Here is a 14,999-nt window from a genome sequence, read left to right as displayed (position 1 = left end):
CGCTCCCGGACCGGAGCGGCTGTGCGAGCAGGCCGAGGGCCGGACACTCCAGGGTGTCCGGCCCTCGGGCGTGGGGCGGGCGGGCCGGGGCCGCTCGGGCGTGGGCCAAGGCTCAGTGGGCGCCCGCGCGGCGCGGGTGCCGCGGGCGGGGGCCGCCCAGCTCGACGGCGGTGCAGCGCCAGCGCAGATCACGGCCCTGTTCCAGGCGGAAGGCCATGGCGCGCAGCCTGTCCCCGGCGCCGATCCGCGCGAACGCCTCGATGGCTCCCTCCCGGGGCTCGAACCAGCCGATGTCGCGCACGACGGGGCGGGCACCCCGGGTGCGCAGCGGCCCGCTTTCCGCGAGCCGGATGAGTTCGTCGTAGGCCTGGCCCGCCGTGTGCCGCAGCATCGCGTGCACGGGGCGCTGCCCGCTGAGGACGGCGAGGAGCAGCTCGGCGAAGCGGTCGGTGGGCAGCGGCGGCGGGACGGCGGGGCGGCGGGTGGGCCGTTCACCGGCGCGCGGGACGAGGAGCGGGGCGCGGCCGGCCTCCGGCACCGTCCGGGTGCCGCGGGCCGGTGTCTCCGTGCCCGGGGCGGCAGGTCCCCGGCCCCGGGCGGCGCGGCCCGCGGGACGGTTGTCGGCGGGCCGCCGGGTCAGGCCTCCGGCCGCCGGCCTGCGCCCGCCGGGGGAGGGAGCGGGGGCGGTCCTGGTGGCGGGGGTGCGGGGCGGGGCGGTGCCCGTGGGCGAGGGCCGGGTGCCGCCGGCACCCGGAGGGGAGAGGTGGGTGGCGGTCGCCGCGGAGGGACGGGGCGGCACGACGGGGGACCGGTCGGCCGGGGTGCGCGGGGTCCCGCCTGCCGGGGACGGCCCGCCCGGGGCGACGGCGGGCCCTTCCGCGGGCCGGTGAGGGGAGGTGGCGGCGGGGGCCGGAACCGTACGGCCGGCAGGACGGGGCAGGCGGCGGTGCCGGGTCATGACCTTGTTCAAGGGGGATCCCGTTCGACGGGCCCGGGGCCGGCGGGGGAAGCCTGGCGTACCGGACGGTAACTTGCGGTCGGGGATCTTGTACGGGGCGGCCGTGGGCGGAGGCAAGGAGCGCGAAGGCGGGTCGGAGTGCCGTCGGGATTCACTTATCCGAGTGATCGGCGGGACTGCCGGGCCCCGCCCGGGCGGCTGTACGGGGTGACATCCGGGACGGAGGTTGACGGCTGCGGGGGTGTGGGCGGGGACCCGATGGGGGACACCGGGACGTATCCTGAGGGGCCCCTGAGAGCTCCCGATCACCTGCGGAGCTCCCGATCACACGAAAGTGGCCGGCCATGCGCGTCTACGTCCCCCTGACCCTCCCCGGGCTCGCCGAGGCGTACCGGACGGGCCGGCTCGCGGACGGGCCGTTCGCCGCCTACGCGGTGACCCCCGCGCTGCGCGAGTGGTACGTCTCCGACGACCTCGAGGAGCTGGAGTACGCCGCGCTCGGCCGCGCCGCGCTGGCCTCGCTGCGGCTGCTGGCGGCGGACGCCGGTGCGCCGCGGCGCCGGGTCGTGGTCGCCGTCGACGTGGCCGACGGGACGGCCCGGCCGGACCCGGACCGGGGCCTCGACCCGGCCGCGCTCGGTGAGGTGCGGGTCGCCGGGGCCGTACGGCTGGCCGAGGCGGCCGCGGTGCACGTGGACGCGGCGGAGGCGGAGGCGGACGTGACGGCCGCGGCGAAGGCGCTGCCCGCGGCGGACGGCGGCGACGACGACGCGCGGTTCGCCGTCGACGGTGCGGAGGACCACGAGCTGCTGTGGTACGCCACCCAGGAGATCCCCAGCCTGCTGGGCTGAGCTGCGGTTCTGTCGTATGTCAGTGGCGGCGGGTAACTTATCCGGACATGGGGACGCACACGGACGCGCACATCGTCTGGGACTGGAACGGCACGCTGTTCCACGACGTCGACGCGGTCATCGGGGCGACGAACGCGGCCTTCGCCGAGCTGGGGCTGGAGCCGCTCACGCTGGAGCGGTACCGGGAGCTGTACTGCGTGCCGGTGCCGAAGTTCTACGAGCGGCTCATGGGGCGGCTGCCGACCGAGGCCGAGTGGGCGCTGATGGACGGCACCTTCCACCGCCACTACACCGAGCGCCGGATGCGGTGCGGGCTCGCCGAGGGCGTGGTGGATCTGCTGGCGGGATGGACGGAGGCCGGCCGCAGCCAGTCGATCCTCAGCCTGTACGGGCACGAGGACCTGGTCCCGCTGGTGCGGGGCTTCGGGATCGAACCCCACTTCGTCCGGGTCGAGGGGCGGACCGGACCGTCCGGGGGCAGCAAGGCGGAGCACATGGTGCGCCACCTCGAAGCGCTGACCGGGGTCGACCCGGCGCGCACGGTGGTGATCGGCGACGCGGCCGACGACGCGCTGGCCGCGCGGCACGTGGGAGCGCGGGCGGTGCTGTACACCGGGGGGTCCCACGGGCGGGCCGGCCTGGAGGCGGTGGGAGTCCCGGTGGTGGACACGCTGGGAGAGGCGGTCGTGGAGGCCGAGCGGCTGGTGGCGGCGGCCTGACGGGACCGGGGCGGATGTCCGCCGGGCGCGGTCGGCGGGAGGACCCGCGCGCGTCATAGGGCTCGCCGGAGTGAAGCGCACTGTGCAGAACGTCAAAGTTCGTGCCCCTGTTTTGTACACATACGGCTCATGACGGGGGCCCCGGCAGGAGCGATAGCCTGGGTGGCGTGATCAGCGCGATAGTTCGCGGGGACTTCGGTGTCCCTGCTGTGCGCCCGGCGAGCACGGACGACATCCGTGACCGGGTGACAGTCGCTGATCTTCGCGGGCGGCCCGGTATGCGGCGTGCCCCCAGGGGGCAGGCGTCACCGAGAGCAGAGTCACACACGCCGATCGCATCGAATTCGGCCGAGAAGCCCCCGCTCGTCTCACCTCGCGGCATAGCGTCGGCACAGACCGGACACCCCGTGTCGTACCACCGCACCGCTGGGTCGGAACCAGTACTTCCTTCTACGTCACGCAACGGCGCGCGACAGGAGCCAGAGGACCATGCAGACCAAGCTGGACGAAGCCAAGGCCGAGCTGCTCGACAGGGCCGCCCGGGTTGCTGAGAACAGCCCGGCCGGGGGAAACCTGCCGACTGGGACGATCGACAAGGGCATGCCCGACCGGGACACCGTGCTCGAGTTCCTCCAGCGCTACTACCTGCACACCGCCCCCGAGGACCTGACGGACCGCGACCCGGTCGACGTCTTCGGAGCCGCCTTCTCGCACTTCCGGCTCGCCGAGAGCCGCCCCCAGGGCACCGCCAGCGTCCGGGTCCACACCCCGACCGTGGAGCAGAACGGCTGGACGTGCAGCCACTCCGTCGTCGAGGTGGTCACCGACGACATGCCCTTCCTGGTCGACTCGGTCACCAATGAGCTGACCCGCCAGGGCCGTGGCATCCATGTCGTCATCCACCCGCAGGTCGTGGTCCGCCGGGACGTCACCGGCAAGCTGATCGAGATGCTCACCGCCCCGGTCGGCGGCGACCTCCCCCAGGACGTGCGCGGCCTTCCGCACGACGCGCACGTCGAGTCCTGGATCCATGTGGAGATCGACCGCGAGACCGATCGCGGCGACCTCAAGCAGATCACCTCCGACCTGCTGCGCGTTCTGTCCGACGTCCGCGAGGCAGTCGAGGACTGGGGCAAGATGCGGCAGGCCGCGACCTCGCTCGCCGAGGCGCTGTCCGAGGAGCCCGTCCCCGCCGATGTGACCGCCCCGCAGGTGGAGGAGGCCCGCGAGCTGCTGCACTGGCTCGCCGACGACCACTTCACCTTCCTCGGCTACCGGGAGTACGAGCTGCGCGAGGACGACTCGCTGGTCGCCCTTCCCGGCACCGGTCTCGGCATCCTGCGCTCCGACCCGCAGCTCGCCCCCGAGGACAGCCAGCCGGTCAGCGCGTCGTTCGAGCGGCTGCCCGCCGACGCCCGCGCCAAGGCGCGCGAGCACAAGGTGCTGGTGCTGACCAAGGCGAACAGCCGGGCCACCGTGCACCGGCCGTCGTACCTGGACTACATCGGGGTCAAGAAGTTCGACGCGGACGGCAACGTCGTCGGTGAGCGCCGCTTCCTCGGTCTGTTCTCGTCCGCCGCCTACACCGAGTCCGTGCGCCGGGTGCCGGTGATCCGGCGCAAGGTCGAGGAGGTCCTGGAGCGGGCCGGCTTCTCCCCGCACAGCCATGACGGGCGCGACCTGCTCCAGATCCTGGAGACCTACCCGCGCGACGAGCTGTTCCAGACGCCGGCCGATGAGCTCCAGGCCATCGTCACCTCGGTGCTCTACCTCCAGGAGCGCCGCCGGCTCCGGCTCTACCTGCGCCAGGACGAATACGGGCGCTACTACTCCGCCCTGGTCTACCTGCCGCGCGACCGCTACACCACCGGTGTGCGCCTGCGGATCATCGACATCCTCAAGGAGGAGCTCGGCGGCACCGCCGTCGACTTCACGGCCCGCAACACCGAGTCCGTCCTCTCCCGGCTGCACTTCGTGGTCCGCGTCCCGCGGGGCACCGAGCTGCCGCAGCTCTCCGACGCCGAGAAGCACCGCATCGAGGCCCGGCTCGTCGAGGCCGCCCGTTCCTGGGCCGACGGCTTCGGCGAGGCGCTGAACGCCGAGTTCGGTGAGGAGCGCGCCGCCGAACTGCTGCGCCGATACGCGGGCGCCTTCACCGAGGGCTACAAGGCCGACCACTCCCCGCGCAGCGCGGTCGCCGACCTGGCCCGCGTCGAACTCCTGGACGAACAGCGGGACTTCGAGCTCAGCCTGTACGAGCCGGTGGGCGCCGCTCCCGAGGAGCGCCGCTTCAAGATCTACCGCAAGGGCGAGGCCGTCTCCCTCTCCGCGGTTCTGCCCGTGCTCCAGCGGCTCGGCGTCGAGGTCGTCGACGAGCGGCCGTACGAGCTGCGCTGCTCGGACCGGAGCGTGGCGTGGATCTACGACTTCGGCCTGCGCATGCCCAAGGCGCCGGGCGGCGGCCTGGACTACCTCGGCGGCGACGCCCGTGAGCGGTTCCAGGACACCTTCGCGGCGACCTGGACCGGCAAGGCGGAGAACGACGGGTTCAACGCCCTGGTGCTGAGCGCCGGGCTGTCCTGGCGGCAGGCCATGGTGCTGCGCGCGTACGCCAAGTACCTGCGCCAGGCGGGTTCCACCTTCAGCCAGGACTACATGGAGGACACCCTCCGCCACAACGTCCACACCACCCGGCTGCTCGTCTCCCTCTTCGAGGCGCGGATGTCGCCGGACCGGCAGCGCGCCGGGTACGAACTGGTGGACGCCCTGCTGGAGGAGGTCGACGCCGCCCTCGACCAGGTGGCCTCGCTGGACGAGGACCGCATCCTGCGCTCCTTCCTCACCGTCATCAAGGCGACGCTGCGCACCAACTTCTTCCAGGAGGCGAGCGGCGGAGTGCCGCACGACTACGTCTCCATGAAGTTCGACCCGACGGCCATCCCCGACCTCCCCGCGCCGCGCCCGGCCTTCGAGATCTGGGTGTACTCGCCGCGCGTCGAGGGCGTGCACCTGCGCTTCGGCAAGGTCGCGCGCGGTGGTCTGCGCTGGTCGGACCGCCGGGAGGACTTCCGCACCGAGATCCTCGGCCTGGTCAAGGCGCAGATGGTGAAGAACACCGTCATCGTGCCGGTCGGCGCCAAGGGCGGCTTCGTCGCCAAGCAGCTCCCCGACCCGAACGCCGACCGGGACGCCTGGATGGCGGAGGGCATCGCCAGCTACCGGACCTTCATCTCGGCGCTGCTCGACATCACCGACAACATGGTGGCCGGCGAGGTCGTGCACCCGGTGGACGTCGTCCGGCACGACGAGGACGACACCTATCTCGTCGTCGCCGCCGACAAGGGGACCGCGAAGTTCTCGGACATCGCCAACGACGTCGCCGAGTCCTACAACTTCTGGCTCGGTGACGCCTTCGCCTCCGGCGGCTCGGCGGGCTACGACCACAAGGGCATGGGCATCACCGCCCGCGGCGCCTGGGAGTCCGTCAAGCGGCACTTCCGGGAGCTGGGCGTGGACACCCAGAGCCAGGACTTCACGGTCGTCGGCATCGGCGACATGTCCGGTGACGTGTTCGGCAACGGCATGCTGCTCAGCGAGCACATCCGCCTGGTGGCGGCCTTCGACCACCGGCACATCTTCATCGACCCGGACCCGGACGCGGCCGTCTCCTACGCCGAGCGCCGCCGTCTGTTCGAGCTGCCGCGCAGCTCCTGGGCCGACTACAGCACCGAGCTGCTCTCGGCCGGCGGCGGGATCTTCCCGCGCAGCGCCAAGTCCGTTCCGGTCAACGCCCAGATCCGCGAGGCCCTCGGCATCGAGCCCGGCGTCACCAAGATGACCCCGGCGGACCTGATGAAGGCGATCCTCACGTCGCCGGTGGACCTGCTGTGGAACGGCGGCATCGGCACCTACGTCAAGGCGTCGACGGAGTCCAACGCCGACGTCGGCGACAAGGGCAACGACGCCATCCGGGTCGACGGCAAGGACCTGCGGGTCGCCGTCGTCGGCGAGGGCGGCAACCTGGGCATGACCCAGCTCGGCCGGATCGAGTTCGCGCTGCACGGCGGCCGGCTCAACTCCGACGCGATCGACAACAGCGCCGGCGTGGACACCTCCGACCACGAGGTGAACATCAAGATCCTGCTGAACGGTCTGGTCAAGGAAGGCGACATGACCGTCAAGCAGCGCAACAAGCTGCTCGCCGAGATGACCGACGAGGTCGGCGCCATGGTGCTGCGCTCCAACTACGCGCAGAACACGGCGATCGCCAACGCGCTGGCCCAGTCCAAGGACATGCTGCACGCGCAGCAGCGCTTCCTGAAGCACCTGGTGCGCGAGGGGCATCTGGACCGGGCGCTTGAGTTCCTGCCCACCGACCGCCAGATCCGCGAGCGGCTCTCCGCCGGGCAGGGTCTGACCGGACCGGAGACGGCGGTCCTGCTCGCGTACACGAAGATCACGGTGGCCGAGGAGCTGCTGCACACCTCGCTGCCCGACGACCCGTACCTGAAGGGGCTGCTGCACGCCTACTTCCCGTCCGCGCTGCGCGAGCGGTTCGCCGAGCAGATCGACAGCCACCCGCTGCGCCGCGAGATCACCACCACGGTGCTGGTCAACGACACGGTCAACACGGGCGGTACGACGTATCTGCACCGGATGCGCGAGGAGACCGGGGCGTCCCTGGAGGAGATCGTCCGGGCGCAGACCGCGGCCCGCGCCATCTTCCGCTCCTCACTGGTGTGGGACGGGGTCGAGGCGCTCGACAACAAGGTCGACGCGGCGGTCCAGACCCGCCTGCGGCTGCACTCGCGCCGTCTGGTGGAGCGGGGCACGCGCTGGCTGCTCAACAACCGGCAGCAGCCGCTGGAGCTGGCGGAGACGGTGGAGTTCTTCGCCGAGCGGGTCGAGCAGGTGTGGTCGCAGCTGCCGAAGCTGCTGCGCGGCGCGGACCTCGACTGGTACCAGAAGATCTACGACGAGCTGAGCGACGCCGGGGTGCCGGACGAGCTCGCCACCCGGGTCGCCGGGTTCTCCTCCGCCTTCCCGGCCCTCGACATCGTGTCGGTGGCCGACCGGACGGGCAAGGAGCCGCTGGACGTCGCCGAGGTGTACTACGACCTCGGTGACCGGCTGCGCATCACCCAGCTGATGGACCGCATCGTCGAGCTGCCGCGCGCCGACCGCTGGCAGTCCATGGCCCGCGCGGCGATCCGCGAGGACCTGTACGCGGCGCACGCGGCGGTGACCGCGGACGTGCTGGCGGTGGGCAACGGCTCGTCGACGCCGCAGCAGCGCTTCGAGGTGTGGGAGCAGAAGAACGCGGCGCTGCTGGGCCGGGCCCGCGTCACCCTGGAGGAGATCCACAGCTCCGACGCGTTCGATCTCGCCAACCTGTCGGTGGCGATGCGGACGATGCGGACGCTGCTGCGGTCGCACTCGTAGACGGTGCGGGGCGCGCGGGCCGCGTAGGCGGCGCGGGTCGTGGCACGAGGGTGAGGGGCGCCCCGGACTTCCCGGTCCGGGGCGCCCCTCACCGTGTGGTGCCTTAGGTGGGCATCGGGGGGCGAACCGGTGCGTTCGCGTGGTGACGGGCAATGGCTTTCCTGTGACTGTGCGCTTCTCGTCGTCGGACGCATCCGGGAAGGCCGGCGGGTCCGGGAAGGCCGGCGGATCAGGGAAGGCCGTGGCGTCCCCTGCCGCGGCCGTCGGCAGGACCGCGGCCCCGGTCGTGGCCGGTCTCGTCCTGGTGCTGCTGGCGCTGGTGGTCGTGCGCCTGCCGTGGGCCGGGGACCTGGGCATCCACGCGGCGACGGTGCAGCGGCTGCGGCACAGCCTGCTCCACCCCGGCAATCCGCTGGTCGACGCCGACACACCGAGCCCGTACTACTCGCCGTGGATGGTGCTGCTCGGGGGCGTCTCCCGGGTGACGGACCTCGGGGTCTTCACGGTGCTGCGGCCGGCCGCCGTGGCGGGGGCGGCGCTGCTGGTGACGGGGGTCCTGCGGTACGTACGGAGACTGAGCGCGCACCGGGCCGCGCCCGGACTCGCCCTGCTGAGCCTGCTGCTGCTGTGGGGCACGACCCCGTTCCTGTGGAGCGGCTTCCCGGGGCTCCACTCGCTCGCGCTGACGATGGCGTATCCGAGCACGTTCACTCTCGGGCTCGCGTTCCATTTCTGGGCCTCGCTGCACGGGGCCGCGCGCGGGACGGCGGGGTGGGGGGTGTGGATCGGGCTGGGGACGCTGTGGGCGGTGATCCTGCTCTGCCACCAGTTCTCGGGGGTCGTGGCCTCGGCCGGGGCGGTCGCCACGGTGGTCGCGGCGCGGGCCGGCCGGGGGGTGTGGCCGCGGATGGGCGTCGCGCTGGCGGTGGGGGTGGTGGCGCTGTGGGCATGGCCGTACTACGACTTCTTCGCGCTGTTCGGGGCGGCGGGGGACGGGCTGGAGCCGGTGCACCGGGTGCTGTACGAGGAACCGGCGGCGCGGTACGGGCTGGTGCTGGTGGGGGTGGCGGCGCTGGTTCCGCGGTGGCGTCGTGATTGCCGGGACCCGCTGGTGGTCCTGTTCGGGCTGGGGGTGCTGATCGTCGGGGCGGGGTGGGCGAGCGGCCACTACGCGTGGGGGCGGGCCCTGCCGGCGGTGGTGATCCCGGCGCAGCTCGCGGTGGCGCTGGAGGCGGTGGGGGCGGGGCGGCGGTGGGTGCGTACGGGGTGGGCGGTGCTGCTCGCCGGGGCGCTGCTGGTCGGGGGGTGGGCGCAGGCGGGGGCAGTGGGGTACGTGGTTCCGCGTGATGCTCTGCCGGGGGTGGTGGCGGAGCGGTACCGGGAGCCGTGGTCGGGTTACCACTGGATCACGCGGTGGGTGGGGTACGGGGACGTGGTGATGGCGGAGGGGCGGGCGGCGCGGCAGATTCCGGCGTACGGGGCCTATACGGTCGCGCCCGGTTACCCCGACTTCTTCCTGCCGGACGAGGGGCGGCGGGTGGCGGTCACGCGGACGTACTTCGCGCCGGGGACGCCGGAGGGGGTGCGGCGGGGGGTGGAGCGGGAGTACGGGGTGCGGTGGGTGGTGGATCGCGGGGGGTTGCTGTCCGACGCGGGGTTGCGGGTGGTGGCACGGGGGCCGGAGGGGCAGGTGCTGTACGCGGTGCGGTGAGCGTGCGGTGCGGTGAGGTGTGGTGGTGAGTGTGCGGTGTGGTGAGTGGGGTGGGAGGGCTGGTTGGGCCGGCTTGTTTCGCCCCCGCCGCCCCTTCCCGTCCCGTCCCTGGGGGCTGTGCCCCCAGACCCCCTTCGGCCCTGGACGGGCCTTGTCCTCAAGCGCCGGACGGGCTGGTGGGAGGACGGGCTTGTCCTCAAGCGCCGGACGGGCTGGTGGGAGGACGGGCTTGTTCTCGAGTGCCGGATGGGCTGGTGGGAGGACGGGCTTGTTCTCGAGCGCCGGATGGGCTGGTGGGAGGACGGGCTTGTTCTCGAGTGCCGGATGGGCTGGGGGCTGGTGGGGGTCAGTGGAGGGGGATGGTGAGGAGGCGGGCTGCTCGGCGTAGGCGGGGGGTGGCCAGGGGGCGGAGGGTGGTGGTGAGGCCGGTCGGGGTCCAGCGGAACTGGAGGCGGCCGGGGGCGTGGCCTTCCGGTTCGACCGTGACGAGGTGGGGGGTGGCGCCCGAGCGGTAGGCGACGCGGGCGGTGCGGGGCGGGAAGTCGAGGGGGGCCAGGAGGAGGCCGCGGTTGCTCTGGCCGCCGCAACTGAGGTGGACCAGCGGGTGGCGCACCCCCGCGAAGCCGCTCAGCGGGAGGCGTGCCGCCGCCGGGTCGAGGCGGACCCGGCCCTCGAACACGCCGGGCCGCACCGGCGAGAGCCGGAAGGGGACGGTGAGGCGGCGCCGGCCGGGAGAGATGACGAGGCTCGCGCGCTGGGGGCCGACCGGGAGGCGCAGGGCCGGGTCGTAGGTGCGTACCGTCAGGTCGACGCACGCGCCGGGGCCGGGGACGAGGTCCGTGATCTCGTGCCGGAACAGGGTGAGGGAGAAGGGGCGGGTGTCCGGTTCCAGCTCGGTGAGGTCCAGTTCGCGGCGGGCCTCGACGGATCCGGGGACGCGGTCGCCCCAGTAGGTGCGGCCGTCCGTGTCGGTGGTCAGCCGCCGGGGGCCGACGGAGTGGCCCAGGCCCCGGGCGGCCAGCCGGGCGTCGGGGAGACGGCGGTCGCGGATGAGCTGGAGCACCACGCGTTCGGAGCGGGGGAGCCGGGTGTACGCGCCGGGGGCCAGGGACTCCAGGTAGGGGTTCACCAGGTCCGCGAAGGCCGCCAGCCACTCCTCGTCCCGGTAGGGCAGGTCGCCCGCGTACATCCGGAAGTCGTGCTTGAGGAACTTGTGGTCCTTGTCCTCGCGCAGCGACTCGTGCCCGCTCTCCTCCAGGAACGTGTCGATCAGCCGCTGCACGTGGATCCGGTCGGCGACGTTGCTCAGCAGGTGCCGCTGGTTGGATATGGACGCCGTGCCGGAGACCGGGTACGGGGCTATGTACCAGTGGTACACCGGCTCGGGGACGATGGTGAAGCGTTTCGCCAGGCAGTAGGCACGGGCCGAGAACAGCTGGTCCTCGTAGTGGATGCCCTCGGGGAAGCGCAGGTCGTGCCGGTCGAGGAAGGCGCGGGCGTACATCTTGCCGGTCGACAGGTGCTCGAAGAACAGCCGGGGGTCGTCGCTGATGCCCTCCAGGGTGCGGCGCTCGGCCACGAGGTGCGGCATCCAGGTGGAGCGGCGGCCGGTGTCCGTCCGGATCCGCCGGACGGCGCCCATCGCGAAGTCGATGTCGCGTGCGCGGTGTGCGGCGAGCAGGGCGGCGACCGCGGCCGGCGGGAGTTCGTCGTCGGAGTCGAGGAACATCAGGTACGGCGCGCGGGCGGTCTCCAGGGCGCGGTTGCGCGGCGCGCTGCATCCGCCGCTGTTCTCCGGCAGCCGCAGGTACCGGATGCGCGGGTCGGCGGCCGCCAGCGCCCGCGCCACCCGGGGGGTGTCGTCCGTGGAGTGGTCGTCGCTGATGACGATCTCCAGGTCGCGGTGGGTCTGGCGGCGTACGGACTCCACCGCGCGGGGCAGCCGTCCGGCGTCGTTGTACACGATCACCGTCACGGTGACGTCGGGGGAGGAGGGCCGGGGGGTGCTCATGACGCGGTCGCCTCCCCGGGGGTGGGCGCCGGGGTGCGTTCCCCGACCGGCAGCACCGGGGGCAGCGACGCCTCGTCCTGGCCGAGGAAGACCCGGCGCACCACGCGTTCGGCGGCGCGGCCGTCGTCGTACTCGCAGAACCGGCGCCGGAAGGCTGCCCGTGTCTTCGCCGCGCTCTCGTCCTGCCAGGCGTCGGTGGTGAGGATCTCGGTGAGCTCGTCCTGGGTGCGGGCGACCGGTCCGGGCGCCTCGGCCATCAGGTCGAAGCAGACGCCGCGCGTGGTGCGGTACGTCTCCCAGTCGTCGGCGTGGATGACGAGGGGGCGGTCGAGGTTGGCGTAGTCGAACATGATCGACGAGTAGTCCGTGACGAGGACGTCGGCGGCCAGGCACAGTTCCTCGACCGGGTCGTAGGAGGAGACGTCGATGACGCGGCCGGAGCGGCGCATGCCGGTCAGCGGGGAGACGCCGCCTGCGTAGAAGTAGTGGCCGCGGACCAGCAGCACGGTGTCCTCGCCGAGCCGGCCGGCGAGTGCGGCGAGGTCCAGGCGCGGGGTCCAGCCGGCCTCGTAGTCGCGGTGGGTGGGGGCGTAGAGGACGGCCCGGCGGCCGGGCGGGATGCCCAGGCGCCTGCGGACCGCGCGGACGTCGGCGGCACCGGCCGTGTAGTAGACGTCGTTGCGCGGATAGCCGTGGTCGAGCGGGACGTACCGGGCCGGGTACGCCCTCTCCCACATGCGGGTGGTGTGGCTGTTGCTGGAGACGCTGTAGTCCCACTTGTCGACGCGCTCCAGCAGCGCGTCGAAGTCCAGGCCCTGCGCGGCGGCCGGGAACGCCATCTGGTCCAGGCCCATGCGCTTGAGCGGGGTGCCGTGGTGGGTCTGGACGTGCACCGCGTCGGGGCGCTTGACCACCGCGTTCGGGAAGTTGACGTTGTTGACGAGGTACTGGGCGGTCGCGAGCACCTCCCAGTAGCGGCGGGTGCCGGGGACGACGTGGTCGGTGCCGGGCGGGAGCAGCGCCGCGTTGCGTTCGGTCACCACCCATACGGGGTGGACGTGCGGGGCGAGTTCGGCGAGCTTGGCGGCGATCGCGGCCGGGTTGCAGGCGACCCCGCGGTTCCAGTAGGCGGAGAACACGGCGAGGTGGGGGTCGACCGGGCGGCGCAGGGCGGTGCGGTACTGGTGGTCGCGGATCCGGGCGCCGGCCTGGCGCCGTCCGGCGCGCACCGCGGAACGCACCGTGCGGCGGGCGCGGTTGGCGGTCTGGAAGGCGCGGTACTTGGTGTAGGCGCCCTCTTCGAGCAGCGAGCGGCGGACGCCTTCTGGGCCGGCGGGGCGCCGGTGTCCCTCGGGGCGGCGGCGCAGGGCGGCGATCGAGGCGCGGTGGAAGAACTCCTCGGCCACGTCGTCGGGCAGGCCGCGGGCGAAGGTGCGCAGACAGTCCCGGATCATGATCTCGTAGAGCACGGTGTAGACGGCGGGGCGTTCGCGGGCGAGGTCGAGAAGGGTCTCGTAGCGGTCGACGAGCGCGAAGTGCTGCCCGGCGGTGACCGGGGGCAGGCTCGCGGGGCGCAGTCTGCGGTCCTCGTACGCGATGTGCGGCAGGCAGGCGGCGCGGCCGGCGAGCAGGAGGGCGGTGAGGGCGGTGAGGGGTTCGTCGCCGGTGGTGAGCTGTTCCTCGTGCGCACGCCAGAAGGTCGCGCGCAGGACGCGGGTGCCGAGCAGCGGGGTCAGCCGCAGCAGGTAGGCGCTGTCGTCGAGGGTCAGCTCGGTGCGGCCGGCGCGGGCGAGGAGGGGGCCGTCGGCGGAGGGCAGGCCGGAGCTGCGCCAGGTGCTGCGCAGATGGTCGAGGAGCAGGAGGTCGACGGTGCCGGGGAGCTCGGCGGTCCGTTCGGCGACCGTGCGCGGGCTGCCGGGCGGCAGCCCGTCCTTGGCGCGGACGAAGTGCAGCCAGCGGCCGGTGGCGCGCGCCGCTCCCGCCGACCGGGCCGCCGCGTCCGAGGTGCCGTCGGGCAGCGCCACGACCCTCACCCGGGCGGCGTGCCGCTCCGCCGTCTCGCGGGCCCAGTCGCCGACGGCGGCGACCACGACCTCGGTGCCGGGAAGGGGGTGGGCGGTGAGCGAGCCGAGGAGGCCGGTCAGGTGGTCCTGGGTGTTCGGCCCGTGGACGATGACGCTGAGCTCGGGCATCGCGGGGCTCCTTCGGCTGCTCGTCGCTCCGGATGGTCCTCTTCGGTCATAGTGGCATCAATGCGATGAAGTGGACACGGGGTGTAGGCCTCACGAGGGAAGCGGAGCCTTCGTTCCGCCCGGCGTGGAATCCGGCTTCGGAGCGGCGGCGGCCCGGGGTCTCGGGGGCTGCTGCGGCCGGGAGGCGGGGTCTTGGGTGAACGCCTCGTACTCCTTGAGCACCTCGTCGGTCGGCCCGTCCATGCGCAGCTCGCCGCGCTCCAGCCACAGCACGCGGTCGCAGGTGTCGCGGATCGACTTGTTGTTGTGGCTGACCAGGAACACCGTCCCGGCGTGTCCCCGCAGCTCGCGGATACGGGCCTCGGAGCGCCTCTGGAAGGAGCGGTCGCCGGTGGCCAGCGCCTCGTCGACGAGGAGGACGTCGTGGTCCTTGGCGGCGGCGATGGAGAAGCGCAGCCGGGCGGCCATGCCGGAGGAGTAGGTGCGCATCGGCAGGGTGATGAAGTCACCCTTCTCGTTGATGCCGGAGAAGTCGACGATCTCCTGGTAGCGGGCCTTGACCTCCTCGCGGGTCATGCCCATCGCGAGCCCGCCCAGCATCACGTTCCGCTCGCCGGTCAGATCGCGCATCAGGGCCGCGTTGACGCCGAGCAGCGAGGGCTGGCCGTCGGTGTAGATGCGGCCGTTCTCCACCGGGAGCAGACCGGCGATGGCCTTGAGCAGGGTGGACTTGCCGGAGCCGTTGGTGCCGATCAGGCCGATGGCCTCGCCCCGGTGGGCGACGAAGGAGACGTTCCGCACGGCGTGCACCCGGCGTACGCCGGAGACCTTCTCGGTGTGCCTGCGGCGCAGCATGCGGTTGAGGGCGGCGGTGGCGGTGCCGCGTCCGGCGCCGGTGCCGTTGACCCGGTAGACGATGTCGACGCCGTCGGCGATGACGGTGGGGACCTTCTGGTCGGTGTCAGCCACGGCCGTACCTCTCCTCGGACTTCCAGAAGTAGACGAATCCGGCCGCGCCGGCCAGCAGTGCCCAGCCCAGCGCGAACGCCCACACGTGCGGGGGCAGGTACGAGGAGCCGTAGTCGTCGATCAGCGCGAAGCGCACCAGGTCCATG

Annotated in this window: 8 protein-coding genes and 1 pseudogene; 4 read left to right on the top strand and 5 right to left on the bottom strand. The window is 72.9% G+C overall.

Annotated features, from left to right (window positions below):
• Window positions 1–112: 112 nt before the first annotated feature.
• Window positions 113–970: an Rv3235 family protein gene (locus HTV45_RS31685; RefSeq protein ID WP_215209348.1), complete on the bottom strand. Its 858-nt coding sequence runs from the start codon at window positions 968–970 to the stop codon at window positions 113–115.
• Between the two features lie 332 nt (window positions 971–1,302).
• On the opposite strand from HTV45_RS31685, the gene HTV45_RS31680 reads away from it, so the two are divergent.
• From HTV45_RS31680 to HTV45_RS31665, 4 genes are all read left to right on the top strand, one after another.
• Window positions 1,303–1,809: a hypothetical protein gene (locus tag HTV45_RS31680; RefSeq protein WP_215209347.1), complete on the top strand. Its 507-nt coding sequence runs from the start codon at window positions 1,303–1,305 to the stop codon at window positions 1,807–1,809.
• Window positions 1,810–1,856: 47 nt separating this feature from the next.
• Entirely contained in the window at window positions 1,857–2,528 is a 672-nt protein-coding gene (locus HTV45_RS31675; protein WP_215209346.1) for an HAD family hydrolase, read from the top strand.
• Between the two features lie 489 nt (window positions 2,529–3,017).
• Window positions 3,018–7,970 (top strand): NAD-glutamate dehydrogenase, encoded by a 4,953-nt coding sequence (locus tag HTV45_RS31670; protein ID WP_215209345.1) that lies wholly within the window; start codon window positions 3,018–3,020, stop codon window positions 7,968–7,970.
• 241 nt (window positions 7,971–8,211) lie between these two features.
• Window positions 8,212–9,681 carry a hypothetical protein gene (locus tag HTV45_RS31665; RefSeq protein WP_215209344.1) on the top strand — a complete coding sequence of 490 codons (1,470 nt, stop codon included), beginning with the start codon at window positions 8,212–8,214 and terminating at the stop codon, window positions 9,679–9,681.
• Window positions 9,682–10,027: 346 nt separating this feature from the next.
• Here HTV45_RS31665 and HTV45_RS31660 read toward each other — a convergent pair whose 3' ends face one another.
• From HTV45_RS31660 to HTV45_RS34640, 4 genes and pseudogenes are all read right to left on the bottom strand, one after another.
• Complete coding sequence (locus tag HTV45_RS31660; protein ID WP_215209343.1) at window positions 10,028–11,692, bottom strand: glycosyltransferase family 2 protein; 1,665 nt, start codon at window positions 11,690–11,692, stop codon at window positions 10,028–10,030.
• Window positions 11,689–13,884 (bottom strand): CDP-glycerol glycerophosphotransferase family protein, encoded by a 2,196-nt coding sequence (locus HTV45_RS31655; RefSeq protein WP_215209342.1) that lies wholly within the window; start codon window positions 13,882–13,884, stop codon window positions 11,689–11,691. Before HTV45_RS31655 ends, HTV45_RS31660 begins: the two co-directional genes overlap by 4 nt.
• Window positions 13,885–13,974: 90 nt before the next feature.
• Complete coding sequence (locus HTV45_RS31650) at window positions 13,975–14,853, bottom strand: ABC transporter ATP-binding protein (RefSeq protein ID WP_215209341.1); 879 nt, start codon at window positions 14,851–14,853, stop codon at window positions 13,975–13,977.
• Window positions 14,846–14,999: pseudogene (locus tag HTV45_RS34640) on the bottom strand (ABC transporter permease); the annotation flags it as partial. The gene HTV45_RS31650 and the pseudogene HTV45_RS34640, both read right to left, overlap by 8 nt.

This window comes from Streptomyces sp. CHD11 (assembly GCF_018638295.1).
In the GTDB taxonomy this organism is placed as follows: domain Bacteria; phylum Actinomycetota; class Actinomycetes; order Streptomycetales; family Streptomycetaceae; genus Streptomyces.
This window is presented reverse-complemented; position numbering and strand designations above follow the sequence as displayed.